Origin of the sequence: Terriglobus tenax (assembly GCF_025685395.1) — a bacterium.
GTDB lineage: Bacteria > Acidobacteriota > Terriglobia > Terriglobales > Acidobacteriaceae > Terriglobus > Terriglobus tenax.
Genome location: NZ_JAGSYA010000004.1, coordinates 58,067 through 82,511, shown reverse-complemented (window position 1 = coordinate 82,511; position 24,445 = coordinate 58,067). Strand labels below are relative to the sequence as shown.

Here is a 24,445-nt window from a genome sequence, read left to right as displayed (position 1 = left end):
CATGGAATACAGCTATCTCTGGTGGATCCCGCTACTGCCCTTCGCCGGCTTCCTGATGAACGGCCTGCTGGGCCGGAAGCTGCCGCGTCCCGCCGTAGCGGCGATTGCCCTGTTGTTTACTGCCGGATCGTTTGGCCTGGTTCTGAAGCTGGCCTCGACGATCTTCGGCGGAGTTGAATCGGTCTCGGTCGCCGGCCCGGCATGGATTGCCGTCTCCGGCTTTACGGTGAACTTTGCCTTCACGGTGGATCACCTGACGATGCTGATGCTGCTGATCGTCACCGGTGTCGGCTTCCTGATTCACCTGTACGCCGCGGGTTACATGGCGCATGAGGAGGGCTACTGGCGCTTCTTCGCGTACCTGAACCTGTTCATGTTCTTCATGCTGGTACTGGTGCTGGCGGCCAACTTCCTGCTGCTGTTCGTGGGCTGGGAGGGTGTCGGTCTGGCCAGCTACCTGCTGATCGGCTTCTACTTCAAGAAGGACTCGGCAGCGAACGCGGGCAAGAAGGCGTTCATCGTCAACCGTGTAGGCGACTTCGGCTTTCTTCTGGCGATGTTCCTGATCATTGCGAACTTCCATACGCTGGACTTCGCTTCGGTCTTCTCCCAGATCTCGGCGAATCCGAGCCTGCAGGGTGGCCTGCTGACGGCGATTGCCCTGCTGCTGGTGGTTGGCGCAACGGGTAAGTCGGCGCAGATCCCGCTCTATGTCTGGCTGCCGGACGCGATGGAAGGTCCGACGCCGGTTTCCGCACTGATCCACGCAGCGACGATGGTGACGGCCGGTATCTACATGGTCTCGCGGTCGCATGTGCTGTTTGACCGCTCGCCGTTTGCGCTGTGTGTGGTGGCGGTGATCGGCGCTCTGACGGCGATCTTTGCCGCGTGCATTGGCATGGTGCAGCACGATATCAAGCGCGTGCTGGCTTACTCGACGGTCTCGCAGCTTGGCTACATGTTCCTGGGCTGCGGCGTTGCAGCTTACACGGGCGCAGTCTTCCACCTGATGACGCATGCGTTCTTCAAGGCGCTGCTCTTCCTTGCCGCCGGTTCGGTGATTCATGCTCTGAACGGCGAGCAGGATATGCGTGCGATGGGTGGTCTGCGATCGAAGATTCCTGTCACCTTCTGGACAATGACGATGGGTGTCTTTGCCATTGCCGGGTTCCCGCCGCTGGCCGGCTTTTTCTCGAAGGACGAGATACTGTTCCAGACCTTCGCATCGGGCCACGTCATTCTGTGGGCAGTTGGTTTGCTGACTGCCGGCATGACCTCCTTCTACATGTTCCGCCTGTGGTTCAAGACCTTCTTCGGTGAGTTTCATGAACCCGCGCATGACGCACACCATGACGATCATGGCCATGCGCATGGCGTGCATGAGTCTCCTGCGATTATGACGATTCCGCTGGCCATCCTTGCCCTGCTGTCGATCATCGGCGGATGGGTGGGTGTTCCTGCGGCGCTGGGCGGCCACATGGAGATTGAGCACTTCCTCGCTCCGGTCTTCGGCGAGGCTGCCAAGGCCGCCGCGGAACCGAGCCACGGACTTGAACTTGGCCTGGCGGCTGTCTCGGTGGGTGTTGCGGTCATCGGCTTCCTCCTGGCATACACCTTCTATTACAAGAAGCCCGGCACGCTGGGCGCTGTAGCGGAGAAGAATCGTGGCCTGTACAACGTAGTGGCCAACAAGTTCTATATCGACGAGATTTATAACGCGCTGATCGTGATCCCGATTCTTGCCTTCTCCCGGCTGTTCCTCGCTGCCTTTGTGGACAAGGGTGTTGTGGATGGCACGGGCGCTGCTCTGGGTCTTACGGCCAGGGGCGGTGGATACTTTGCGCGCAAGATCCAGTCGGGCAACATTCGTTCGTATGCAGGCTGGCTGGCGCTGGGCGCCGCCGTACTGCTGATCGCCATGACCTTCGGTCTCAAAGCCTTCGGAGCCACGCACTAATGACTATGGACAGCTCCATCCTTTCGCTGATCGTCTTCTTCCCCACAGTGGGAGCGATTCTGCTTGCGCTGCTGCCGGCCAATCCCACGATCCAGAAGTGGGGCGCGCTGGTGGTCACGCTTGTGACCTTCCTTTTCACGCTTCATCTGCCGGCGCACTTCCAGTACGGAGCGACCGGCTACCAATTTGAGGTGAACGCACCATGGATTGCCGCACCGGCGATCCGCTATCACCTGGGCGTCGACGGCCTGTCGATGTGGCTGGTCGTGCTGTCGGGCTTCCTGGCTCCGCTGGGTGTACTCATCAGCTGGCGCGCCATCGATAAGCGCGAGAAGCTGTTCTATACGCTGTTCCTGCTGCAGCAGACGGCGATGATCGGCGTCTTCGTAGCCCTGGACCTGTTCCTGTACTACGGTTTCTGGGAGTGGTCGCTGGTACCGATGACGGTGCTGATCGCCATCTTCGGGCGCACGGATAAGCGCGCCAAGGCTGCGCTGAAGTACTTCCTATATGCCTTCATCCCCTCGGCCATTCTGCTGGTGGGCATGCTGTGGGTGTATGCGAAGACCGGTACGTTCGATCTTCCGGTGCTGCAGCAGATGGCGGCTTCGCACAGCATTTCTTCCAACAATGCGGCACTGTGGCTGGCTTCGCTGGCCTTCCTGGTTGCCTTCGCGGTCAAGGTCCCGGTCTTCCCGCTGCATGGCTGGCTGTCAGATGCGATCTTCGAGGCTCCGACCGCCGCGGTGATGGTGCTGGCCGGCAAGCTGGGTCTCTACTCGATTCTGCGTTTCAGCTTCGGTATCTTCCCCGAGCAGTCGCGGGAGATCGCTCCGCTGATGATTGCGCTGGGCGCGATTGGCATTGCTTACGGCGCCCTGGTGGCACTGGTGCAGAAGGACCTGAAGCGGCTCGCGGCGTACTCGACGCTGGGCCACCTGAGCTTCATCGTCCTGGGCATCTTCAGCTTTACGGTTGCCGGGATTGACGGTGGCGTCTACCAGATCATCAACCACGGTGTCAGCGGCGGTGCCCTGTTCATGCTGATGGGCGCGCTGTATGAGCGCTATGGAACGTACGACATGCGCGAGCTTGGCGGCGTAGCGCAGAAGCTGCCCTGGATGGTGACCCTGTTTGTCATCACAGCACTGTCGAATATCGGCTTGCCGGGACTGAATGGATTTGTAGGTGAGTTCCTGACGCTGTCGGGTTCGCTGCAGACCATCTACACGGCGCATGCAGCGGTGTGGACAACCATTGCGACGACCGGCGTTATCTTCGGCGCAGGCTACATGCTCTGGGCTATCCAGCGCGTCTTCTACGGTGGCATCGGTCGCCGTCCGGACGAAGTTGCAGGATGGGACCTGGACGCGCGCGAGCAGGTTGCGCTGTGGCCGATGGCGATCCTTTTTGTGGTGATGGGCGTTTGCTCACCGTACTGGATGCAGGCGATTGACAGCTTCGGCGTCAGTGTTGCCGGCAAGCCAGCGATTACGGAGTCAAACGGCTACCCGCAGCCGACCAAGAACCTTGCGTTCCCGGGAACACCGGTGACCGGCACCGAGGGAGGTGCTCGCTAATGTCCTCTTCTCTGCTTTCTATCCTCCCTGAGCTTGTGCTCACCGTAACGGGTGTGCTGATCATGCTGGCCGATCCGTTCTTTGCACCTACCGCCTCCAAGAAGGTTCTTGGCTGGCTGGCGGTGCTGGGAACACTGGCATCGGGCGGCGCCGCATTGCTGCAGCTTCAGACTAACCAGATTCTCGTCACCTTCTCGGGCACCATCCAGGTGGACAGCTTCTCGGTCTTCTTCCACCTGCTGATCACGGCCATCGTTCTGCTGACGCTGCTGGTTTCGCTGGACTACTTCAAACCGGGCGTCACCTCGCACTCAGGCGAGTACTTTGCCCTGGTGCTGTTCGGCTCCGTCGGCATGATGCTGATGACCTGCTCGGTCGAGCTGCTGATGGTTTTCATCGGGCTTGAGATCTCGTCGATCTCGACCTACATCCTGGCGGGCTACCGCAAGGGGCAGGCGACTGCTTCCGAATCCTCACTGAAGTACTTCCTCCTGGGGTCGTTCGCTACGGCATTCTTCCTGTACGGCATCGCACTGGCATTTGGTGCAACGGGCACGACCTCACTGCTCGGGATTGCCTCCGGCCTGAAGGTCACAGCGTTCCCGACGATGAGCTTCCTGGCGCTTGGCATGATGCTGGTTGGCCTGGGCTTCAAGGTCTCGGCGGCTCCGTTCCATGTGTGGACGCCGGATGTCTACCAGGGCGCTCCTGCTCCGGTGGTCGGCCTGATGTCGACGGCTCCGAAGGCTGCTGTCTTTGCGGTTCTGCTACGCATTACCGCTACCACCTATGCTTCAGAGCTGCTGCATAACCGCTGGGTACTGCTGATCGGCGTGATCGCTGTGCTGTCGATGTTTGTCGGCAACCTGGGTGCGCTGCTGCAGACCGATGTAAAGCGGATGCTGGCGTATTCGTCGATTGCGCATGCCGGTTATCTGCTGGTGGCCTACACGGCGCTGCCGTCGGATGGCATCTCCGCTGCCGCCTTCTACACCGCGGGCTATGCCGCGATGAATGTGGGCGCGTTTGCCGTGATCAGCCAGCTTGGCTATAACGAGCCGCTGCGTTCGATTGACGACTACCGTGGACTGGCACAGAAGCATCCGGTGCTGGCTGCCGCGCTGTCGTTCTTCCTGCTCTCGCTGGTAGGTATTCCCTTCACCGGCGGCTTCTTCGGCAAGTTTTACGTCTTCCACGGCGCGGTGAGTGCGGGCCACATCTGGCTGGCGGTGCTTGGCCTGTTGAACTCGGGCATCGCCTGCTTCTATTACCTGCGTCTGCTGGTGGCTCTGTACAGCCGCAAGCTGGGTGAGGAAACGGACGAGGCTGTGAGTGTTTCTCCTGCGGCCGCGGTTGCCATTGCCGCTGCGGTTCTCGCGACCTTCCTGCTGGGTGTTCTGCCAGGCAAGGTACTGGGACTGGCGCAGCGCGGAGCGACCGTACAGGTTTCACGGAACCAGTAACTCTTTTGTTCAAGAACGAAACGCCGGTGGCCTTGAGGGCTGCCGGCGTTTTTGTTTTTTGGGGATGTTCCTCCATGGGTTAGCTGTAGCGACTAACCTCGACGAGGTTTTGGTCGGGATCACGAAAATAGACAGACATCATTTCACCTTGCGCCCCGCTCCTCTTTACGGGGCCTTGCTCGACTGTCACACCCTCTGACTGAAGGTGTTTGATGACATCCTCAATCTGCTCGGTCGTGATTAGACAAAAGTCGCCAGAACCTGGTGTGGGAGCTTGTGCTTTTGGCTCAAACATATGGCTAACCTCGTGGACACTTAGTTTGCAAGCACCGAAGCTGAGCGAGGTTGGCCTACCCGGCGTGTCTTTCCGCTCAAAATTTAAAACACGTTCGTAGAACGAGCACGTTTTTTCCAAAGAAGCGACGGTCAGTACCAGATGGTCGATGTGCGAGATCATAGCTCCATTTTAGGAACAAACAGAAAGCCCTCGCCGAAGCGAGGGCTTTCTTGAGAAGCTCGTCGAAACGAAGCCGCTTACTGAACCTTCAGGAAGATGATAACGAAGGTGAACAGGGCCAGCGACTCGATGAAGGCCAGGCCGAGGATCAGAAAGGTGAAGATGCCAGGGCGTGCGCCGGGATTGCGGGCCAGAGCTTCGGCGGCAGAGGCGGTTGCCTTGCCCTGAGCCAGACCGCAGAGGCCAGCGGCGAGCGCCATGCCCAGACCAGCGGCGATGTAGAAGAGGCCAGACTTGCCGGCTTCGGCGGTCTGAGCAAACGCAGCGGGCGCCAGCAGAAGAGCGGCGGCCGTCATGAAGAGATACTGAAGCTTACGCATTGGAGATACTCCGTGCTTCCGGATTTCCGCCATCAGTGGGTGGTTGAGGCTCACCGTGCTGGCCCCCTCACGCTCATGGTGGTGTTGCTCCACCAGCGGCGGAAGCGAAGCCGCTGGCGTCAAAGTCGATACAGCAGTCCTGGTTTAGTGTTCGTGCGAAACAGCCAGGCTCAGGTAGATGGTTGCCAGCAGCATGAAGACGTAGGCCTGAATGGCGGCCACGCCAAGGTGCAGGCCGAGGAAGACCAGCGGGACACCGATCGGCACCAGCGAGAAGAAGGCCAGCGTCAGCAGGTCGCCGGCGAACATGTTCGCGTACAGACGGACCGTGAGCGACAGAACACGGGCGACGTGCGAAACGACTTCGATGAGGAACATGAGCGGGGCCAGCCACCACACCGGTCCAAGGAACTGCTTGATGTAGCCGAAGCCGTTGGCCTTGATGCCGTAGTAGTGGTAGTAGAAGAAGGTCAGGATGGCGAGGCCCAGCGGCACGACGACGTCGGCGGTGGGAGACTCGAGCCCGGGGACCAGGCCCATCAGGTTCGAAAGCAGGATGAAGAGGAAGATCGCCGTCAGGTAGCCGGTGAACTTCTCATAGCCGTGACCGATGATGCTCTCGCCCTGTCCGGAGACGAACTCGTGGGTCATCTCGGCCAGGTGCTGCGCTCCGGCCGGCTTCTCGACGCTGAGCGTCATGCGCACCGTGACGAAGTAGGCGAGCAGGATCACCGTAACCAGCAGCTCCATCGCAAAGGCATTGGTGATGGGCGCGGAGGGGTACTTGGCGCCGGTACCCACAGAATGCAGGATTCCGTTCGCCAGACCGCCGAAGTGGTTGTTCAGAAACTCTGTAAACAGCAACTGGTGAGGCATAATCTTGGGGCTTAAACCTGTCTGAAGGACTTCCTAGACGGTCCAGACACGGGCGAGCCTGATACCCTCAAACGCCAGGGCAAAAACGCCCAGACCGAGGCCGGCTGCCAACGCGTAAACCGAACCATCCAGAAACTTAAGACTAACATATAGTGCAATTACGGTTAACCCCAGGCGGAGAAAGAATCCGGCGAGAACCAGCCCGAGTGACCGCCCCTTTGCGACCGTTCCGGCGGCATCCATGCGTGCCATGACAGCCACCATCAGGCGGAGCCATTCCCATAGGCCGCTGGTACTGATAACCGCGCCGACCAGCAGCAGCGCCGCAGAACGCCAGCCCCACTTGAACAGCACGGCCACGGCGCCCACCAGGGCCAGCACGGTGGCCAGCTTCATGGCGCGGAGAATCAGGCGGCGGAAGTCGTCGTCGGTGTAGTTTTCAGCGGAGAATGCGTCCAAGGGTGCAGCCTTTCAGAAATTACTCGCCGCGCTTCATGTAGCGGGAGGCGACGGTGTAGATCTGGATGAATCCGCCGGCAGCCCCGATCAGGATGCCGACCACGCCAATCCAGTGCGTGCCCAGCTTGCCGTCAGCCCAGTGGCCCAGCAGCCAGCCCACCACGCAGCCGATGGGCAGGGCGAAGGCGAGCTGGAGGAAGGACTCTGCCTTGACCAGGTCGCCGAGAACACCTTTCGGCTTACCGGGGGTGGGATTCTGTTCGCTCATCGCGTGTCCTATTACAACACCGCGGGGAAATTTCCGCACACTTCGCAACTTTCCCGCGGGCCAACGGGTTACAGGCAGTGTTGGCAGAACTGTTCTGGCCTGTTCTGCTGACTTCTCGACCAGCAGCACCCTCCCCCCCTTGGGAACCGCATTCTGTGTGCGGTTCCCAAGTCTCTTTAAGCGGCTGCAAACCATGCGCGCATGGCGGATATACTTGTCTTTTCAAGTCCTTTTGAGAAGCGAGTATCCCGTTGTTCGAGTCAGAGTTTGAAGAAAAGCTGTATGGTGAGCGCCTGGAGACGCTGAAGAAAATCAGCGAGCTCGGCCAGAGCCTGTATCCCAACACCTATCCGGTCACGATGACCATTCCCGAGGCCCGTGAGAAGTTTGGTGCGCTGTCGGCCGAAGAGCTTGAGGTGCAGAAGCCTTCGGTGGCGATCGCGGGCCGCATCATGGCGATCCGCCTGCAGGGCAAGACCGGCTTTGCGGCGCTGCAGCAGAATGGCGAGCGCCTGCAGCTCTATGTCCGCAAGGACGCTGTGAGTGAGGAGCAGTTCGCGCTCTACAAGCTGCTGGACCTGGGCGACCATATCGGCGTTTCGGGCTACATCTTCCGCACGCGAACCGGCGAGCTGACGATTCACGTGGAGAGCCTGGCCTTTTTGACCAAGGCACTGCTTCCCTTGCCGGATAAGTTCAGCGGACTGGCGGATATTGAGACGCGGTACCGCCGCCGCTATCTGGACCTGTTTACGGATACGGGGGATTTTGAGGAGATTCCCGCGGCTGAAGAAGGCGCTGCTCCTACGCAGGGCGACCGCTTGCGCTCTCCGGCGCGCGAGGTGTTTGTGAAGCGGTCGAAGGTGCTGCGGGCGATCCGCAATTACTTTGATTCGCGCGGCTATATCGAGGTGGAGACACCAATGATGCAGCCCATCGCGGGCGGAGCTGCGGCACGTCCCTTTGTGACGCACCACAATGCTCTAGACCTGGAGCTGTATCTCCGCATTGCTCCGGAGCTGTACCTGAAGCGGTTAGTGGTGGGCGGCATTGATCGCGTGTACGAGATCAACCGCAACTTCCGCAATGAAGGCATCAGCACGCAGCACAACCCCGAGTTCACCATGCTGGAGTTCTACCAGGCGTATGCGAACTACCACGACCTGATGAACATTACGGAAGAGCTGATTACGTATGTGGCCAATGAGGTGAATGGCACTACGGTGACGCGGTTTCCGTTGCCGAAGGGACCACGGGCTGGAGAGATTGTTGAGATTGATCTGGCGAAGTGGCAAAGATTGTCGATGGTGGATGCCATTATCAAATGGTGGCCTGCGGAACTCGAAGTAAGACCCCAGAAATCAGATTTTGCTTCTAAAGCTGAGTTTTCTTCGTTTGTCTCTCGATTCGACGAATGGAATAAAACAAAGCAAATTGACTTAGCTGAACGCGAAGAATGGATGTCCCATCAATCGACCGACGTATGGGGATTGATATCAACCTTCGCCGATAAGCTTTTCCAAGGGACGCCTTACGGCAAACTCATTTCAGACCTCTTTGAGGTAGTTGCAGAACAGCATCTCGTTGAGCCCACCATCATCTACGACTTCCCTCTCGCTGTTTCTCCGCTCAGCAAGGTGAAGCCCGACGAACCGGACTGGGTGGAGCGTTTCGAGTTCTACATTGGCGGCTTCGAAGTGGGCAATGCGTTCTCGGAGTTGAACGATCCGGAAGACCAGCGTCGTCGTTTTGAGATGCAGCTTGAGGAGAAGGAGCGTGGCGATGATGAGGCCCATGCCATGGACGAGGACTACGTCCGCGCGCTGGCGTATGGTCTGCCTCCGACGGGCGGTGAGGGTATTGGCATTGACCGTTTGACGATGCTGCTGACCGGGTCGCGGTCGATTCGCGATGTCATCCTGTTCCCACTGCTGCGGCCGCAGCAGAAGGTAACTGAGAAGCAGGAGCATGGGGAGTCGGCGGAGTAATCGCTTCCACTTGTGTTGTTGCCCCATTCTTCGCGGAAGCGAAGAGTGGGGTTTTGTTTTGGGGTCCTTGATGACCCCGACCCCACCCTGGCGTGGCGAGGGTGGCACCCGGGTTGGGTTAGAAATTCAGAGAATGGGGCGCCGGCCATCGAGGCCGGCGTTCTTGTCTTCTTAGGACTTGATTCAGTGGCCTGGGGCCACTGCTCCCTCCGGAGTCGAGGACTGAAGTCCTCGATTTCCCCCCCCCACTCTGCGCATGGATGGACACCCGGAGTTGTGGCTCTACCTGCGGCTTAGCTTTGCTTGCATAGCTTCCAGGCTGACGTTCGCTGTCTCGGGGTAGACCCTCCACACCACGACGAACTGCAGGGCCGTGACCGCCGCGAAGATCAGGAAGGGCGCGCCCTTGGACCATGCGGCCACCACCGGGAACAGGCCGGAGATGACGGCTGCCATGAACCAGTGGGAGAAGGCTCCGATGCTTTGTCCCTTGGAGCGGACGCTGGTTGGGAAGACTTCGCTGATGTAGACCCAGATGACGGCTCCGAGCGCGGCGAAGAAGAAGATGTAGATGACCAGAAGGCCGATGAGCCAGCCCAGATGCTGCCCGGCGAGGAAGACCCAGGCGACGATGCAGAGGACGATGCTGGTTCCTGCGGAACCGATGAGGAGCAGCGTCTTGCGGCCCAGCTTGTCAATGAGCGAGGTGGCGAGCAGCGTTGCCGCGGCGTTGACGGCTCCGACAATGGCGGCCTGCGCGGCGCTGGAAGCAGCGGTGAAACCGGCGCTGGCAAAGATGTCGTTCAGGTAATACAGAATTGCGTTGATGCCCGACATCTGGTTGAAGAAGCCAATGGAGACAGCGAGGAAGATAGGCAGGCTGTAGCGCGAGGAGAAGACGCGCTCTCCGGCGCCGGCCAGCTCCACCTTGAGGGCGTCGGCGATCTCGCGGACCTCGTCGTCGGGATTCTCTGCTCCCAGTTCGCGGAAGATGGCGCGGGCTTCGTCCAGGCGGCTCTGGGTGATGAGCCAGCGTGAGCTTTGCGGCACAAGAAAGAGCATGGCCATGAAGAGCACGGCTGGGGCGAAGGCGATGCCGAGCTCCCAGCGCCATTCGCGAAGACCGAGGGCGAAGTGGCCAATGATCGCGTTTGAGAGGTAGGCCAGCATGATGCCGGTGATGACCATGACCTGGAAGAGGCCGACGAGGCGTCCACGCAGTCTGGCCGGGGCCAGCTCGGCGATATAGACCGGTCCGACGACGGAGGATCCGCCGATGGCGAGGCCACCGATAAAGCGGGCGAACATGAGCGGCCACCATCCCCAGGCGAGCGCGGAGCCCAGGGCGCTGGCGACGTAGAGGATCGCCATCCAGCGCAGTGCGGAGCGGGAACCGATCTTCTGACCGACCCAGCCGGAGGTCAGTGCACCGATGACGGTGCCCCACAACGCGATGGAGACAGTGATACCGAGCTTTGCCGGAGAGAGATGGAACTCTTCGGTGAGAGTCCGTGTAGCGCCGGCGATCACCGCCGTATCGAAACCAAATAACAGACCACCCAGCGCCCCGGTCAGCGCTGACTTTGCTAGAGCGATTCGAGCACTTGCCACACGTATCCTCCGTCCGCGAAGTCTAACAGTGCGGCGGCCCTACTATCCAACCGGGCGGCTGCGCCACTATTCTTGCAAGGTGAACATTCTTTTTGTGGGCGATATCTTCGGCTCGGCCGGACGCCGGATTGTGTTGGAACATCTGCCGCATGTGCTGGACACGCACGCGGTCGACCTGCTGGTGATCAACGGCGAGAACTCCGCGGGTGGCTTTGGCATTACGCCTTCGATTGCGGAAGAAATCTTTGACCTGGGAGCACAGGTCATCACGACCGGAAACCACTTCTGGGACAAGAAAGAGATCCTGGAATATGTCTCGTCGGTGCCTTCTTACTCGCATGACCGCGCACGGCGGCTGATCCGTCCAGCGAACTTCTCTCCGTCGACTCCGGGTTTTGGCGTCTACGAGGGCTCGTTGCCCAATGGGCAGGCCTATGCCGTGGTGAACCTGCAGGGCCGGGTATTTATGCAGCAGACAGATGACCCCTTCCGCAAGGCGGATGTGCTGCTGCGGGAGATCCAGGCCAAGGTGATCCTGGTGGACTTTCACGCCGAGGCGACCAGCGAGAAGGTGGCGATGGGCTGGTACCTGGATGGTCGCGTGACCGCGGTTCTGGGCACGCACACGCATATTCCCACGGCAGATGAGCGGATTTTGCCGGGCGGCACGGCCTACCAGACGGATGTGGGGATGTCAGGCCCGTATGACTCGGTGATCGGTGTGCAGACGGAACTGGTGCTGAGTCGTTTTCTGACGGGAGCTCCGAGCAAGTTCGAGGCGGCCAAGGGAAATCCAAAGATGTGCGCGACCCTGATTGAGTGCGATGGGCTGAGCGGCCGCGCCTATGGCATCAAACGCATCATGCTTGGAGAGTGAAACATACAGCATCTCGGCGGCGTCATAAAGAATCCAAAGGGTTGACGCTCACCTGTACGATGGATGACAGGTCACATAAAGGTCTTGAAGGGTCTTTCGTTTGAGGTTCGTACGCTCTCTTTTTTGTTTTCCTGTCCTGATGGCCGCGCTGGCGGCTCCGGCGGCTCACGCCCAGATTTCGTTCAGTTCTGCGATTGACCTTGCCCTGCGCAACAGCACCAAGGTGAAGATGGCCGAGGCGGACGTGGCCAAGACCAAGGCCGTGCTGGACGAGTCGCGCGACGTGTTTATTCCGTCGCTGAGCGCAGGTTCGGGCCTCGGCTATTCGTATGGATTCCCTGTCGGCCAGCCGACTTTGTACAACTTCACACTCCAGTCGCTGGTTTTTGACCAGTCGCAGAAGAACTACCTGCGTGCCGCCCGGCTTGGCCTGCAGGCAGCCAACTACGCCCTGGCCGATGCCCGCCAGGCGGTTGCTGAAGACACGGCACTGACCTATATTGCCCTGGACCATGACCTGCAGAGGCTTGACGCCCTGCAGGATCAGCAGGGGTTTGCCACCCGGCTGACCGAGATTGTCCGTGACCGGCTGGAAGCCGACCAGGACAGCCGGGTGGAGTTCACACGCGCGCGTCTTTCCGCGGCGCAGGTGAAGCTTGCTCGGCTGCATACGGAGAGCGACGCGAACTTTCAGCGTCAGCACCTGGCGAACCTGACCGGGCTTCCGGCCGATGGCCTGCTGACCATTCACGAAAGCATTCCGCAGCCCCCGGCACCGGCCCATAACACGCCTACGGTCAATATTCCGGCGATTCAGGCGGCGTATGCCAATGCGCAGTCGAAGTTCCAGGTAGCGTTTGGCGATTCGCGAAAGCTCTATCGTCCTCAGGTTGGCTTTGCGGCGCAGTACAACCGCTATGCAAAGTTCAATAACTACCAGGACTACTACAACGCCTTCCAGGTAAATAACCTTGGATTCGGCATCCAGCTTACGCTTCCCATCTTCAATGCCACGTTGCGCGCCAAAGCGCGTGAGACGATGGCCGATGCCATTCGTGCGCAGCATGACGCCACCCGCGTGAAAAACGAGTTTCTGGAAGGCAGAGCCAAGGCCACCAACGCCCTGCCGGAGCTGGCCGTGCGCACGGAGATTGCTCAACTGGACCGCGATCTGGCGCAGCAGCAACTGGAAGCTCTGCAGGTGCAGATGAACCAGGGCACCGGAAATCCGAATGCTCCGCCTCCAACCCCCAAGGACGAGCAGAATGCCCGCATCCAGGAACGGCAGAAGTACCTTGAGGTGCTGGACGCCGATCTTGCGCTGCGCCAGACGCAGATTAGTGTTCTGCGGGCTACGGGTGAGCTGGAGCAGTGGCTGAAGAGCACCGTGCGATTGGATAACACCCTGCCGCAGGCTCCTTCCGCGGCAACCCCAGTGCGATAAATCGCACTCCTACAGGTTTATGCGTAAATTTTTTCTGCTCCTCGCTGTCCTGATTGCAGGTGCAGTGATTTATGGGACCTATTCGGATCGCGAACTGGACACCCACCTGAGTGGTGTTTTTCCGCAGGAGCCTGAGACCTCCGTTGAAGCTGCGATGGGAACACCCAGCAGCGTATCGCGGCCGTGTTCTGCTTACGGAACCGCCGTAACACTGGGTGATTGTGACCATGTGCTGGTGTATCGCTCTTTCTTCAGCGCCCTGCACCAGAAGTACTGGCTGGTGTTCGTGGACAAGAATGGTCTGACCACCGCGACCTCGCGCCAGAACCTTCCCTGAGGCCCGTGGGGAACCTTTTGAGGTTCCCCAAATGCAGGCATAACGAACCTAAGTTCGTCTTTGAGCAAAGAATGCAACCCCGAATGGTAAAATCGAGGGTACTACCATGCCGCTGAAAACGCTGTTCCTAAACCCGCCTTCGTTTGAGAATTTTGACGGCGGAGCCAGCTCCCGCTGGCCCGCCACCCGTGAGATTGAGTCGTACTGGTATCCGGTGTGGCTGGCCTATCCGGCTGGAATGCTGGAAGGTTCGCGCCTTCTGGATGCCCCTCCCCATCACGTTTCGGCTGCCGAGACGATCGAGATCGCCAAGAGCTACGAGTTCCTGGTGCTGTTCACCTCGACCGTAGGCTGGGCTGGCGATCATGCCCTGGCCCAGGCCATCAAGGCGGCCAATCCGTCGATCAAGATTGCGTTTGTCGGACCGCCGGTCACAACCGATCCGGATCGCGCTTTGGATGAGTGCTCGGCCATCGACTTTGTCTGCCGCCGCGAGTTCGATTTCTCGGTGGTGGAGTTTGCCCAGGGCAAGCCGCTGAGCGAGATCGTCGGCATCAGCTACCGCAACGCCGACGGGACTCACCAGCACAATGCGGATCGTCCGCAGGTCGAGAACCTGGACCAGATGCCGTGGGCCACGCAGATCTACAAGCGCGATATGGACGTGACGAAGTACAACGTCCCGTTCCTGCTGCATCCGTACATCGCTCTTTACTCCACCCGCGGCTGCCCGGCGCAGTGCACCTACTGCCTGTGGCCGCAGACGCTCTCCGGCCATGCGTGGCGCAAGCGTTCCACGGACGACGTTGCAGCTGAGATGAAGTGGGCCAAGGAAAACTTCCCGGAAGTGAAGGAGTTCTTCTTTGATGACGACACCTTCAACATCCAGAAGGCCCGCACCATTGAGCTGTGCGAGAAGCTGAAGCCACTCAATATCACCTGGAGCTGCACCTCGCGCGTGACCACCGACCGTGACACGCTGAAGGCCATGAAGGACGCCGGCTGCCGCCTGCTGATCGTAGGCTTTGAGTCCGGTGATCCGCAGATCCTGAAGAACATCAAGAAGGGCGCAACGGTTGAGCGCGCCCGCGACTTCGTCAAGGACTGCCACGACCTTGGTCTGGTGATCCATGCCGACTTCATCCTGGGCCTGCCGGGCGAGACGAAGGAGTCGATCCGCAACACGATCAACTTCGCCAAAACGCTCGATTGCGAGACCATCCAGGTCTCCATCGCGCATGCTTACCCTGGCACCGAGTTCTACGACTATGCCAAGAAGAACGGCTTCATCACCAACGAGGTGATGAACGATGACAGCGGCCACCAGATGGCGCACATCGAATACCCGGGTCTGCCGACCGAGTACGTTCTGGAGATGGTGCACCGCTTCTATGACGAGTACTACTTCCGCCCGAAGGCTGCGTTCCGCGTGGTCTGGAAGGCAATCGTCAACCGCGATGTGCCCCGCCTCTACGTCGAAGCCAAGGCCTTCCTGAAGCTGCGTTCGCAGCGCAACAAGGTTGTTCGTGCGAAGAAGGAAGAGAACGCTGTCAAGGCGCAGGAATCCGTCAGCATGAACGCGTAAACGACGCGTGCAATCCCACTGAAGCGGGGCTTTGGCCCCGCTTCACCTTTGCCTTCCAACGAAAGATGAGCAGATGCGATCGACCCATCACACGCTGACCCCGCAACGCTGGCTGATTCTGATATGCGTCATGATGGGCGCCGCAGTCGGTGACTTTCTACTGGCGCGAGGTATGCAGCAGGTGGGCGCGATTGATGTTCACCATCTTGGCACGCTGTTTACCGCCATTGGCAATCCCTGGGTGATCGCAGGAATTCTGGTGCTGCTGGGTTTTATGGCCTGCAACATTACCGCACTGAGCTGGGCAGATGTGAGCTTTGTGTATCCCGCCACGGCCTTCGGCAATGTGATTACGGCTCTGCTCTCAAAGTTCTTCCTACACGAGGACATTTCCAAGTCGCGCTGGCTGGGAATTTCGCTGATCGTGGTTGGAGTGGGTTTTGTCGCGCAGGGTCCATCCCGCACGGAGCATCAGGAGAATGCTCCGTGATGGGGATACGAGCCGTTCATGCCACGTTTTTGAAAAGTCCTGGTTGTTTCTCTGCCAGTTGGGTCAGAATCCGGCACTGCTCTTCTTCTTCGTCGTTCTGCAGGAACTGCTCCACGGCGCTACGCGGAACTTCAGCATTCTGCATCAAGACCGCGCTTGGTTTGCTGAACAGGACGGACAACTGATGTAAGGTAAGAAATGGAATTACCAACGCATCCCTCCGAGGTTGTGGCCGTCTAAACCACAACAGACAACAGGCTCTGACGCCCAGGAGTATCCTCTGGTTTTCTCGCTTCTGTCAATTCCCTCAATTTCTGCTGAGTCGCATCACCTGCGCGAACGGGTCAGCGCACACCTGTCCGCCGTTTCGCTGCATGCGTGGGTCACCATCTGGATGGTGGTTATCTTTGCCACGGCCGGTGACATCCTGATTGCCGCAGCCATGCGGAAGCTGGGCGACCTGGATGACATCCGGGCAAAGTCTGGCCTGTCTGGAGCAATCAAGGCCGTGGTGACAAGCCCCTACCTTGGGGGTGGCATCTGCTGCATGGCGATCAGCTTCTTTGCCCTGCTGTATGCCCTGTCTACCGCCGATCTCTCGCTGATTGCGCCAGCAACTGCATCGTTGACCTATATCGCTACGTCGGCTGCCGCACGTATATTTCTCAAAGAGCATGTCGACAAAAGACGTTGGATCGCAGCAGTGTTTGTCTGCGGTGGGGTTGCACTTTTGACACAATAATTATCGAATTGTTCCAATTCAGGAACGTGCATTTTACGTCTGACATTTCAGCGTATGAAAATTTAGTACGATCAAACTTTGTTGTCTTGATTCTTCTTACCTTTTGGGGTCAAGGGTGTTGCCGATGTCTTCAGTTAAAGTTGAGCCTTCTTGCAAAGAACAAATCGGGATCCAACGCTCGCAGATTGCGGTTGTCATACCGACGCGTAATGCCGCATCAGATTGGAGCGCACTTGCTTCAGGGCTTCGGATGCAGTGCTTCCCTCTAAGCCAGATCATTGTGATTGACTCTTCCTCGGAAGACGGTACAGCCGTACTCGCAGAAAAAGAGGGCTTCACAGTCGTGCGTATTCGCAAGGAAGACTTCAATCATGGCGGAACTCGCCAGAAGGCCCTTGAGTACGCACCTTGGGCAGAGTTTGTCGTTTACATGACGCAGGATGCGATCCTGGCAGGCCCGGATGCTCTGGATAAACTTGTTCAACCTTTCGAGGATCCTGAAGTCGGCATGACCTACGGGCGCCAGTTGCCTCGCCCTGGTGCAGGTCCTTTTGAAGCTCACGCACGGTTGTTCAACTATCCGGCAAACAGTTGCGTCCGGACCTATGAAAGCCGGAAGACGATGGGAATCAAGGCGGCATTTTCGTCTAATAGCTTTGCCGCTTATCGCGTAACAGCATTGCAATCGGTGGGAGGGTTTCCAAGCGACGTAATTATCGCGGAAGACTCTATCGTTTCTGCGCGGTTGCTCATGACTGGATGGAAAACTGTATACCAGGCGGAAGCCCAGGTCTACCACTCTCACTCCTATAATCCAGTCGAAGAGTTTCGACGGTATTTCGATATTGGTGTGTGTCACCACCGCGAGTCCTGGATGGGCGAGGCCTTTGGCAACACGAATGGGGAAGGATTGCGTTTTGTTAAGTCGGAGGTCCGCTATCTCTGGCCCGACAAGTGGTATCTTCTGCCAGAAGAAGCTGCTCGTACTGCCGCAAAGCTTTTGGGCTACAAACTCGGTCTCTATGAGGCGAAGTTACCAATCTCCTTTTCCCGCAAGCTCTCGTTCTTTCCTGGCTTCTGGAATAACTCAACAATCACCCGGTAGCCGGAGCCTATCTTTCTAGGCCTCGACGGGCTCTTCCTGTTCTGTGACATGGCCGCTGACAGCTGCGCCTGCTGTATGCGGCAGCTTGAGGATGTCCAGAAGGCTAAGTAAGGCGATTGCCGCAACGATGTAGAAAGCCCAGCGGAAGTCAACAACCTGCGGCGTGCCGCCGTGGCGCCCATGCAGGGCTGCTGACCCACGCAGGAGCAATACTCCGAAGGCCACTCCTCCACCGACGGTCATCTGCTGCACTGTGCTGGCAAAGGCGGAGGCGGTGCTTACTTTGTCTTTAGGAAGATCGGCGTACCCCATGGTTGTGAGTGACGTGAGCTGCATGCTGCGTCCAAGACCGCTGAGAAAGAGCACCAGCAGCACCAGCCAATGGGCCGTCCAGGGTTCCAGCAGAGCGCACCAGAGCAACGATCCCGCAGTCAGGATGCCGTTCCAGATCAGTACCGTGCGGAAGCCAAACCGGCGCAGAAGCGGCGTGGTGACAGGCTTCATGGCGAGGTTGCCGGCGAAGACCGCCAGCGTAAGCGAGCCGGACTGGAAGGCATTCAAGCCGAAGCCGAGCTGGAACATCAACGGCAGCAGGAAGGGAGCCATAAAGATGGCGACGCGGAAGGCTGAGCCTCCCCAGATGACAGCGGAGAAGGTCTGGATGCGAAGGACGCTGAGATCGAACAGAGGGTTGGAAGCCCGGCGCAGGTGCCAGCGCGACAGTACGAGACAAAGAATCGCAACGACGAACAGAATGCCGCCCAGCGTCCAGTCCGCGGGCTCACGACCGATGAGTTCCATAGCGTAGACCAGAGAGAAGCAGGTGCCCCCGATGAGCAGGAAGCCGAGCCAATCGAAAGCGGGAGGGCGCTCTTCGTGGGAGTTTCTGACCAGGATGCCGTTGGCGATGAGGCAGGCAATGCCAATGGGGACATTGAGCAGAAAGATCCAGCGCCAGGACCAGTAGGTGACGATAAAGCCGCCGAGCGGCGGGCCAAGGATAGGCGCCACCAGCGCCGGCCAGATGGTCCAGGCAATGGCCATCATGATCTGATCTTTGGGCGTGACTTTGACGACCATGAGCCGGCCGACAGGAACCATCATAGCTCCGCCAATTCCCTGCAGCACGCGGGCCAGGGTGAACTCCCACAGGTTCTGGCTGATGCCGCAAAGTACCGAGGCAATGGTGAAGACGACAATCGCTGAGCCGAAGACGGTGCGCGAACCCCAGCGGTCAGCCACCCATCCGCTGATCGGGATAAAAACGGCAACAGCCAGCAGATAGGCCGTCATGCCGACATTTACATCGACAGCGGCAACACGAAAGGTCTCGCCGATCTTCGGCAGGCCGGTCGCGATGATCGTGCCGTCCAGGTTCTCCATGAACAGGGCGCCCGCTACCAGAAGCGCCACCATCAAAGATCGGCGCGAGCTGGTTGAAAACTCTTCCATCTCTCTATTTTCTCAGGACTCCGGTTCGCTAAGCTGGAAGGATGCTGCGCATTCCGTATGACGAACTGGTCCGTACTCTTGTTCTGGCTCACCGTAACCTTGGCTATGCACCTGCCCGCGCGCAGGAGTCTGCCACGCTGTTTGCGGAAACGACACGCGACGGTGTCTATACCCACGGCATTGCCCGTTTCCCTCGACTGGCAAAACTGGTAGGCAATGGCTGCGTGAAGCCGGAAGCTTCGCCAACCTTCGTTTCCGGCTTTGGCGCCCTGGAGCGCTGGGACGGGAACTACGGTCCGGGCAACCTGAATGCATGGCACTCCATGGGCCGCGCGATTGCGCTGGCGGCGCAGCATGGCATTGGCTGCGTCGCGGTACGCCACACCAACCACTGGATGAGGGCAGGCACCTACGGTCTGCAGGCCGCGGAGAGCGGCATGATGGGGCTGTGCTTTACAAACACGATGCCCAATATGGCGCCGTGGGGCGGCAAACAGCCCGTGCTGGGCAACAATCCGCTGGTGATTGCGGTACCGCGTACGAATGGAGCGCACTTCCTGGTGGACCTTGCGATGTCGCAATTTTCTTATGGCGCCCTAGATGGCTATGCTGCGCGTGGCGAGCAGCTTCCCGTCCCTGGCGGATTCGATAAGGAGGGCAACATCTCGTCTGACCCGAAGGCGATTCTGGAAGCCAGGCATCCCATGCCGATCGGCTATTGGAAGGGCTCCGCGCTGTCCATGATGCTGGATGTGGTGGCAGCGACGCTTTCGTTTGGGCAGGCGACCTGCCAGATCGATGAAGACCCCCTGAAGGAGGCCGGTGTTTCCCAGGTGTTTGTGGCGATCAATCCGTCGGCGCTGGGAGATGTATCGCGTATCGGCGATCAGATTATTGCGTCGCTGCACACCGAATCGGGATCGAAGGCGCGTTACCCGGGCGAAAAGCTTCCGGCGATACGCGGCGAGAACATGGAGAAGGGCGTTCCGGTGGATGAGAACATTTGGGAAGAGACGCGGAAGATTGCTGGGTTGGCGTAGTGTTGGTCAAACGCAGGTCTCTTCGCTTCGGTCGAGATGACACAGTGAAGAAGAGGTCAGTATATTCGCTTTTCATTCTCCTGCTATTCTAGATAGATGGACTTCGAGCTCTCCACCCCGTATACGCCGCAGGGAGATCAACCGCGCGCGATCTCTGAGCTGGTCAATGGTCTTGCCGATGGTGAGAAGCACCAGGTACTGCTGGGCGTCACCGGATCGGGTAAGACCTTCACCATGGCGAAGGTGATTGAGGAGTCGCAGCGTCCCGCGCTGGTGCTGGCGCACAACAAGACGCTGGCCGCGCAGCTGTTCCATGAGTTCAAGCAGTTCTTCCCCAACAATGCAGTTGAGTACTTCGTCAGCTACTACGACTACTACCAGCCCGAGGCATACATTCCATCGGGCGACCTGTATATCGAGAAAGAAGCGACGATCAATGAAGAGCTGGATAAGCTGCGGCTATCCGCCACGCGTTCATTGTTTGAGCGCAAGGACTGCATCATTGTCTCGTCCGTAAGCTGCATCTACGGTCTTGGTTCGCCCGAAGCGTACTATGGCATGCTGCTGTTGTTGGAAAAGGGCCAGCAGATTCGCCGCGAAGACATTACCAAGCGGCTGGTGGAGATACTGTACGAGCGCAACGACCACGACTTCCGCCGCGGGACCTTCCGCGTTCGTGGAGATGTGATCGAGGTCTTCCCTACCTACGACGAGAATGCCTTCCGCATTGAACTGTTCGGCGATGAGATTGAGTCGCTCTCGCAGATCGATCCCCTGTTTGGCACGGTGAAGCAGCGCTACTCGCGGCTGCCCATCTATCCGAAGAGCCACTACGTGGTGCAGCCGGAACGCAAGAGCTCCGCCATTGATTCCATTGTGCAGGAGCTGACCGAATGGGAGGCCCAGCTGGAGAAGGAAGGCCGCATGGTGGAGGCGCAGCGTATTCACCAGCGCACGCGCTTCGATCTTGAGATGATCAAGTCCGTCGGCTACTGCCACGGCATTGAAAACTACTCACGCCACTTCAGTGGACGCCTGCCAGGCGAGCCGCCTCCGACCCTGCTCGACTACTTTCCCAAGGACTACCTGATCTTTATCGATGAGTCGCACGTGACTGTGCCGCAGCTGCATGGCATGTGGCATGGCGACCGCTCGCGCAAGCAGAATTTGGTGGACTACGGCTTCCGTCTGCCATCGGCACGGGACAACCGGCCGTTGCGGTTTGAGGAATTCGAAGGCCGCACCGGGCAGATTATCTATGTCTCCGCCACACCGGGACCTTATGAGCTGACGCAGACGGCCGGTGTCGTGGTGGAGCAGATCATTCGTCCAACCGGTTTGATTGATCCGCCGGTCGAGATCCGTCCGGTGAAGGGACAGATTGATGACCTGCTGGCGGAGATCCGCGACCGCGCATCGCGCAACCAGCGTGTACTGGTAACGACGCTGACCAAGCGCATGGCCGAGGACCTTTCCGGCTACTACACCGAGGTAGGCGTGAAGTGCCGCTACATGCACTCCGAGATTGAGACGCTGGAGCGCGTGAAGCTGCTGCGAGACCTGCGCAAGGGAGAGTACGACGTGCTGATCGGCATCAACCTGCTGCGCGAAGGCCTGGACCTGCCAGAGGTTTCGCTGGTGGCTATTCTCGACGCGGACAAGGAAGGCTTCCTGCGCTCACAGGGATCGCTGATCCAGACGATTGGCCGCGCCGCGCGACATCTTGAGGGCCGTGCGATTCTGTACGCTGACAAGATGACGGACTCTATGCAGCGTGCCATTGACGAGACCGACCGCCGCCGCCAAGCCCAGCTTGCCTACAACGAGGAGCATGGCATTACGCCGCGCACCGTGGTGCGGTCGATTGAGGATTCGCTGGCTGTTGTGCTGCAGGCCGACTATGCTGACCTTACGGAAGAAGCTGAGGGCATGCCGGAGTTTGCCACGCAGCAGGAGCTGGATACGTATATCGGCAAGATGGAAAGCGATATGCGCGAGGCGGCGAAGCAGTTTGAGTTTGAGAAAGCTGCCAAACTACGGGATCGAATCAAGGAATTGCGGACGAAGGAGTTCCTGTTCAGCTAAGAGATTTCCGCATCATGGGCGGATGTCGATGGGGGTACCATTCGGCACCGCCCGCCATATTTCTTCAATCTCATCATCTGTCACGGCGATGCAGCCTCGTGTCCAATCGACAGTGCGATGAACTCTTCCTAGCCAGCCAAGTCCATTGCAAATGCCATGAAGCATAACGTCGCTGCCGGGATCGACGCCCGCTGCACGTGCTTCAGCGTTCTGCACCGGCGTAGGATAACCGATTCGCAGTGAGCGATGGAATGCGCTGTACTCGTTCCGCCCGGTAAGGCTGTAAATTCCTTCGGGAACAAGATTGTCGTCACGCTTCCGTTTGGGCGCTAGACCACCGCGACCGAGCGCGACCTGGTAGCTCTTAAGCACGGTTCCCTTTGATAGCAGGTACAGAGTGTGACTGTGCTTCATCACAACAATGCGATCCGCGCGTGTGCCGATGGGCAAAGACTGCCTCGGCATGGTTGTGAGAAAAGAAAAAACTGTCAGTAGAACTGTGATCACGAGCAACAGTCGAAGCCAGCGCAAACTGCTCATACTTTTTTCCTGCTACGCCTTCAAGACACGCAGCAGCCGATCAATATCTTCCATGTCGTTGTAGATCGACACGGAGATGCGGACGTGGTGTTCGCGCAGGGTGATCTTTATCTTTTCTGCCTCCAGCGCAGCGGCAAACTTTGCCTGCGCACCTTTATAAGCAAAAGCGACGGTCGGTCCGGTGGTTGGAGCGGGAGTTAGAGGCAGGAAGCCGAACGCAGGAAGTTCCTGCTGCAGCCGGTCGATCATCGGTTGGCGATAGCGCTGGATATTTTCGACACCGATGGAGCGGACGAACCCGATGGATGCAGCAGCCGATGCAAGCGCTCCCCAGGCCGGGCTACCGGCTTCGAAATGTGCAGCGGTGCTGGCGGCTTCGGTCCATGTCCCGATGGCAGGGCCGGGATCGTCAAAGGGTAAAATGTGATGCGCTTCGTTTGAAAACGAGCGCCAGCCCCACTGCACACGGCGGAGTTGTGCGAGCCGGTCTGGCCGCACATACAGAAAGCCGATACCGAAGTCACCCATCAGCCACTTATAGGTTCCCGCGCAGGCAAAGTCGACACCGCTCTGCTTCACATCGATGGGGACTGCTCCTGCGGCCTGTACGATGTCGGCGTAGACCAGAGTTCCCTTTGAGTGGGCAATCTCACACACAGCTTTCAGGTCATGCTGAAAGCCTGTGAGGCTCGCAATCTGCGAGATGGCCACCAGGCGCGTATTTTTTGTGATGGCTCGATCCAGGTCGGCAAGATCGACGCGGTTGTTCTTCGCTTCCAATACGGTGACCGGGATGCCGGCGCGCTCCATTTCACCATACATAGCCAGCGATGCGTCGTAATGATAGGCATCCGTAACTACACCCGCCTGCGGCCCAAGTCCAAGCGCTGCGCAGAGCATGTTCTCGCCACCCATGGTGCTGGGGACGACGGCGACCTCCGCCGGCGCAGCATTGATCAACTCCGCAAAGGCCTGCACCGCGGCGTTGCGCGGATTGGTCCGAGGCCAGGAGATAGCTGGCTGATGCACGCGGCTTTCAAGAAAGGCTTTCCCCGCATTGTACGCAGCAAGACACATGGGATGCGTGTAGGCCGCATCGAGAAAAGTGCCGGAGAACTGGAAGTTCTGCCGGTCAGGAAACTGCGGCGCAGCAGCGACGGCCCAGGCCCTGGAGACAGCCATGGAAAGATGCAGGCCAAGAGCCGACTTCATCACACTGCGCCGCGTAGGTTGCATGGGTTATCTGGTTCCCTTCTTCTGCTGCGCTCCATTCTTCACGGCAAGCCCCATCACTTCAAAGTGGGCGCCAAAGAGCAGATCCTTTACACCGATAAAGGCGCGCGCCGGATATGGCTTGCTGAAGTAGCTGGAATAAACTTTATTGAACGCGGGATAGAGCTTGAGGTCAGTGCAGAAGACCTCCACATAGACCATGTCGTCCATCGTCAGACCGGAGGTCTTGAGTGTGGCCTGGATGCCGTCGAGCAGCTTGCGGACCTCCGCCTCTGGATCGGCTGGCGGAGCCTTGTCGACCGCGGGGTCCACACCAAGATGTCCGCTGACGTAAACCGTGTCGCCGATGGGAAGGCCTGGGCTAAAGGGCAGCTTCGAGACATCAACACCTGTCTTCGGGGCCTCCTGGGCATGGACAACGGCGGGCAATGCACACATGGCAAATGCGACGGAGAGAAGGAACTTCTTCACGGCTG

The 24,445-nt window shown here is 58.9% G+C and carries 23 protein-coding genes; 13 read left to right on the top strand and 10 right to left on the bottom strand.

The window, feature by feature from the left end:
* Position 1 precedes the first annotated feature (1 nt).
* The 3 genes from nuoL to OHL13_RS05950 are packed head-to-tail and all read left to right on the top strand — an operon-like array spanning position 2 to position 5,000.
* Positions 2-1,957, top strand: a complete 1,956-nt coding sequence (nuoL, locus tag OHL13_RS05960) for an NADH-quinone oxidoreductase subunit L (protein WP_263409217.1) — start codon at positions 2-4, stop codon at positions 1,955-1,957.
* Complete coding sequence (locus tag OHL13_RS05955; RefSeq protein ID WP_263409216.1) at positions 1,957-3,537, top strand: complex I subunit 4 family protein; 1,581 nt, start codon at positions 1,957-1,959, stop codon at positions 3,535-3,537. Before nuoL ends, OHL13_RS05955 begins: the two co-directional genes overlap by 1 nt.
* The gene (locus OHL13_RS05950; RefSeq protein WP_263409215.1) at positions 3,537-5,000 is read left to right on the top strand and encodes an NADH-quinone oxidoreductase subunit N; all 1,464 of its coding nucleotides are present in this window, start codon (positions 3,537-3,539) and stop codon (positions 4,998-5,000) included. Before OHL13_RS05955 ends, OHL13_RS05950 begins: the two co-directional genes overlap by 1 nt.
* A gap of 79 nt (positions 5,001-5,079) precedes the next feature.
* On the opposite strand, the gene OHL13_RS05945 is transcribed toward OHL13_RS05950, so the two are convergent.
* The 5 genes from OHL13_RS05945 to OHL13_RS05925 form a co-directional block, all read right to left on the bottom strand.
* Positions 5,080-5,457: a VOC family protein gene (locus tag OHL13_RS05945; protein ID WP_263409214.1), complete on the bottom strand. Its 378-nt coding sequence runs from the start codon at positions 5,455-5,457 to the stop codon at positions 5,080-5,082.
* Between the two features lie 77 nt (positions 5,458-5,534).
* Positions 5,535-5,837 (bottom strand): ATP synthase F0 subunit C, encoded by a 303-nt coding sequence (locus tag OHL13_RS05940; protein ID WP_263409213.1) that lies wholly within the window; start codon positions 5,835-5,837, stop codon positions 5,535-5,537.
* A 144-nt stretch (positions 5,838-5,981) separates the two neighbouring features.
* On the bottom strand, positions 5,982-6,713 hold the full coding sequence (gene atpB / locus OHL13_RS05935) for a F0F1 ATP synthase subunit A (protein WP_263409212.1): 732 nt from the start codon (positions 6,711-6,713) through the stop codon (positions 5,982-5,984).
* A gap of 33 nt (positions 6,714-6,746) precedes the next feature.
* On the bottom strand, positions 6,747-7,172 hold the full coding sequence (locus OHL13_RS05930) for an ATP synthase subunit I (RefSeq protein WP_263409211.1): 426 nt from the start codon (positions 7,170-7,172) through the stop codon (positions 6,747-6,749).
* 19 nt (positions 7,173-7,191) lie between these two features.
* Positions 7,192-7,440, bottom strand: a complete 249-nt coding sequence (locus OHL13_RS05925) for an AtpZ/AtpI family protein (RefSeq protein WP_263409210.1) — start codon at positions 7,438-7,440, stop codon at positions 7,192-7,194.
* Between the two features lie 251 nt (positions 7,441-7,691).
* Here OHL13_RS05925 and lysS point away from each other — a divergent pair, with 251 nt between their 5' ends.
* A complete protein-coding gene (lysS, locus tag OHL13_RS05920) occupies positions 7,692-9,428 on the top strand; it encodes a lysine--tRNA ligase (protein WP_263409209.1) in 1,737 nt (578 codons plus the stop codon).
* Between the two features lie 282 nt (positions 9,429-9,710).
* Here the strand turns inward: lysS and OHL13_RS05915 are convergent, their stop codons facing one another.
* A complete protein-coding gene (locus tag OHL13_RS05915; protein ID WP_263409208.1) occupies positions 9,711-11,039 on the bottom strand; it encodes a sugar porter family MFS transporter in 1,329 nt (442 codons plus the stop codon).
* 79 nt (positions 11,040-11,118) lie between these two features.
* Between OHL13_RS05915 and OHL13_RS05910 the strand changes: the two genes are divergently transcribed.
* From OHL13_RS05910 to OHL13_RS05880, 7 genes are all read left to right on the top strand, one after another.
* A complete protein-coding gene (locus tag OHL13_RS05910; protein ID WP_263409207.1) occupies positions 11,119-11,916 on the top strand; it encodes a TIGR00282 family metallophosphoesterase in 798 nt (265 codons plus the stop codon).
* 100 nt (positions 11,917-12,016) lie between these two features.
* Entirely contained in the window at positions 12,017-13,360 is a 1,344-nt protein-coding gene (locus OHL13_RS05905; RefSeq protein WP_263409206.1) for a TolC family protein, read from the top strand.
* Between the two features lie 19 nt (positions 13,361-13,379).
* Complete coding sequence (locus OHL13_RS05900; protein WP_263409205.1) at positions 13,380-13,697, top strand: hypothetical protein; 318 nt, start codon at positions 13,380-13,382, stop codon at positions 13,695-13,697.
* 106 nt (positions 13,698-13,803) lie between these two features.
* Complete coding sequence (gene hpnJ, locus OHL13_RS05895; protein WP_263409204.1) at positions 13,804-15,282, top strand: hopanoid biosynthesis associated radical SAM protein HpnJ; 1,479 nt, start codon at positions 13,804-13,806, stop codon at positions 15,280-15,282.
* 73 nt (positions 15,283-15,355) lie between these two features.
* A complete protein-coding gene (locus OHL13_RS05890; RefSeq protein WP_263409203.1) occupies positions 15,356-15,772 on the top strand; it encodes an EamA family transporter in 417 nt (138 codons plus the stop codon).
* A 226-nt stretch (positions 15,773-15,998) separates the two neighbouring features.
* Entirely contained in the window at positions 15,999-16,514 is a 516-nt protein-coding gene (locus OHL13_RS05885; protein ID WP_317889907.1) for an EamA family transporter, read from the top strand.
* A 124-nt stretch (positions 16,515-16,638) separates the two neighbouring features.
* Positions 16,639-17,619: a glycosyltransferase gene (locus OHL13_RS05880; RefSeq protein ID WP_263409202.1), complete on the top strand. Its 981-nt coding sequence runs from the start codon at positions 16,639-16,641 to the stop codon at positions 17,617-17,619.
* Positions 17,620-17,634: 15 nt separating this feature from the next.
* Here the strand turns inward: OHL13_RS05880 and OHL13_RS05875 are convergent, their stop codons facing one another.
* A complete protein-coding gene (locus OHL13_RS05875; protein WP_263409201.1) occupies positions 17,635-19,071 on the bottom strand; it encodes an MFS transporter in 1,437 nt (478 codons plus the stop codon).
* A 41-nt stretch (positions 19,072-19,112) separates the two neighbouring features.
* On the opposite strand from OHL13_RS05875, the gene yiaK reads away from it, so the two are divergent.
* Both yiaK and uvrB read left to right on the top strand, forming a co-directional pair.
* Positions 19,113-20,111: a 3-dehydro-L-gulonate 2-dehydrogenase gene (yiaK, locus tag OHL13_RS05870; RefSeq protein ID WP_263409200.1), complete on the top strand. Its 999-nt coding sequence runs from the start codon at positions 19,113-19,115 to the stop codon at positions 20,109-20,111.
* Positions 20,112-20,207: 96 nt separating this feature from the next.
* Positions 20,208-22,196 (top strand): excinuclease ABC subunit UvrB, encoded by a 1,989-nt coding sequence (gene uvrB / locus OHL13_RS05865; protein ID WP_263409199.1) that lies wholly within the window; start codon positions 20,208-20,210, stop codon positions 22,194-22,196.
* 12 nt (positions 22,197-22,208) lie between these two features.
* Here the strand turns inward: uvrB and OHL13_RS05860 are convergent, their stop codons facing one another.
* Genes OHL13_RS05860 through OHL13_RS05850 form a run of 3 tightly spaced genes read right to left on the bottom strand, consistent with a single transcriptional unit; the run spans position 22,209 to position 24,440 of the window.
* Positions 22,209-22,736: a L,D-transpeptidase family protein gene (locus OHL13_RS05860; RefSeq protein ID WP_263409198.1), complete on the bottom strand. Its 528-nt coding sequence runs from the start codon at positions 22,734-22,736 to the stop codon at positions 22,209-22,211.
* Positions 22,737-22,748: 12 nt separating this feature from the next.
* The gene (locus tag OHL13_RS05855; protein WP_263409197.1) at positions 22,749-23,972 is read right to left on the bottom strand and encodes an aminotransferase class V-fold PLP-dependent enzyme; all 1,224 of its coding nucleotides are present in this window, start codon (positions 23,970-23,972) and stop codon (positions 22,749-22,751) included.
* A 3-nt stretch (positions 23,973-23,975) separates the two neighbouring features.
* Positions 23,976-24,440 (bottom strand): RidA family protein, encoded by a 465-nt coding sequence (locus OHL13_RS05850; RefSeq protein WP_263409196.1) that lies wholly within the window; start codon positions 24,438-24,440, stop codon positions 23,976-23,978.
* Between the last annotated feature and the right edge of the window lie 5 nt (positions 24,441-24,445).

Coding starts and splice junctions, on each gene's coding strand:
- nuoL (WP_263409217.1), top strand. CDS start 2: ATGGAATACAGCTATCTCTGGTGGATCCCGCTACTGCCCTTCGCCGGC.
- OHL13_RS05955 (WP_263409216.1), top strand. CDS start 1,957: ATGACTATGGACAGCTCCATCCTTTCGCTGATCGTCTTCTTCCCCACA.
- OHL13_RS05950 (WP_263409215.1), top strand. CDS start 3,537: ATGTCCTCTTCTCTGCTTTCTATCCTCCCTGAGCTTGTGCTCACCGTA.
- OHL13_RS05945 (WP_263409214.1), bottom strand. CDS start 5,457: ATGATCTCGCACATCGACCATCTGGTACTGACCGTCGCTTCTTTGGAA.
- OHL13_RS05940 (WP_263409213.1), bottom strand. CDS start 5,837: ATGCGTAAGCTTCAGTATCTCTTCATGACGGCCGCCGCTCTTCTGCTG.
- atpB (WP_263409212.1), bottom strand. CDS start 6,713: ATGCCTCACCAGTTGCTGTTTACAGAGTTTCTGAACAACCACTTCGGC.
- OHL13_RS05925 (WP_263409210.1), bottom strand. CDS start 7,440: ATGAGCGAACAGAATCCCACCCCCGGTAAGCCGAAAGGTGTTCTCGGC.
- OHL13_RS05900 (WP_263409205.1), top strand. CDS start 13,380: ATGCGTAAATTTTTTCTGCTCCTCGCTGTCCTGATTGCAGGTGCAGTG.
- hpnJ (WP_263409204.1), top strand. CDS start 13,804: ATGCCGCTGAAAACGCTGTTCCTAAACCCGCCTTCGTTTGAGAATTTT.
- OHL13_RS05890 (WP_263409203.1), top strand. CDS start 15,356: ATGCGATCGACCCATCACACGCTGACCCCGCAACGCTGGCTGATTCTG.
- OHL13_RS05880 (WP_263409202.1), top strand. CDS start 16,639: ATGTCTTCAGTTAAAGTTGAGCCTTCTTGCAAAGAACAAATCGGGATC.
- OHL13_RS05875 (WP_263409201.1), bottom strand. CDS start 19,071: ATGGAAGAGTTTTCAACCAGCTCGCGCCGATCTTTGATGGTGGCGCTT.
- yiaK (WP_263409200.1), top strand. CDS start 19,113: ATGCTGCGCATTCCGTATGACGAACTGGTCCGTACTCTTGTTCTGGCT.
- uvrB (WP_263409199.1), top strand. CDS start 20,208: ATGGACTTCGAGCTCTCCACCCCGTATACGCCGCAGGGAGATCAACCG.
- OHL13_RS05860 (WP_263409198.1), bottom strand. CDS start 22,736: ATGAGCAGTTTGCGCTGGCTTCGACTGTTGCTCGTGATCACAGTTCTA.
- OHL13_RS05855 (WP_263409197.1), bottom strand. CDS start 23,972: ATGCAACCTACGCGGCGCAGTGTGATGAAGTCGGCTCTTGGCCTGCAT.